This is a genomic window from Pseudomonas sp. SDO5215_S409, assembly GCF_054071325.1.
Window position 1 is genome coordinate 1 of sequence record NZ_JBSVWN010000146.1, and the last position, 1,013, is coordinate 1,013.

The 1,013-nt window shown below is 57.2% G+C and carries 1 protein-coding gene; it reads right to left on the minus strand.

Going from position 1 to position 1,013, the window contains the following annotated elements; genetic code table 11:
* Nucleotides 1-949: IS5 family transposase (locus ACW9H9_RS28630; protein ID WP_457346709.1), on the minus strand; the 949-nt coding region annotated here is incomplete at its 3' end.
* Between the last annotated feature and the right edge of the window lie 64 nt (nucleotides 950-1,013).

The window sequence follows — 1,013 nt, forward strand, 5'->3', positions numbered from 1 at the left end:
AATGTCGGCGGGCCATCCACAGGTTCGACAGGGCGAACAGCGTCACCATCTGAGCCGTGTTTTTCATCAAGCCTCGAAAGCGCACTTTCGTATAGCCAAACTGGCGCTTGATCACTCGAAATGGATGCTCAACCTTGGAGCGTACCTGAGCCTTGGCTCTCTCGATTTTGCGTATCGCTTTGTACAACGCGCTGCGTTTACCGTGTTTTTTGTAGGTGCTGCGCCGGGCGGCAACCTGCCAGATAACCTGGCGTCCCGCATGCTCTTCGCGCTTCTCTACACCGGTATAGCCCGCATCAGCGCAGACCACGTTCTCAGCACCGTGTAACAGTTTGGCGACTTGGGTTACATCAGCGATGTTGGCTGCCGTGACCACCACGCTGTGCACCAGTCCAGAGTCATCGTCGACACCAATGTGCGCTTTGGCACCGAAGTAATACTGGTTGCCCTTCTTCGTCTGGCGCATTTGCGGGTCGCGTTTACCGTCTTTGTTCTTGGTCGAACTGGGCGCGTGAATCAGCGTGGCATCGACGATGGTGCCTTGTCGCAGCGACAAGCCACGGTCGCCCAGATAGCCATTGATCACGCCGAGAATGCCAGTGGCTAACTCATGCTTTTCCAGCAGGCGGCGGAAGTTGAGAATGGTGGTTTCGTCCGGGATCCGCTCCAGGCTCAGGCCGGAAAACTGGCGCAAGATCGTCGTCTCGTAAAGCGCCTCCTCCATCGCCGGGTCGCTGTAACCGAACCAGTTCTGCATCAGGTGCACGCGCAGCATCGCCATCAATGGATACGCCGGACGGCCTCCTTCGCCCTTCGGATAGTGCGGTTCGATCAGGGTGATCAAACCCTTCCAGGGCACCACCCGATCCATCTCGATCAGGAACAACTCCTTGCGGGTCTGCTTGCGCTTGCCAGCGTACTCGGCGTCGGCGAAGGTCATCTGCTTCATCGGGAAACTCGGGCAACGGGATCGGCGTATTTCACCATATTTGGAAGTCTTCTTCAGGATTTCC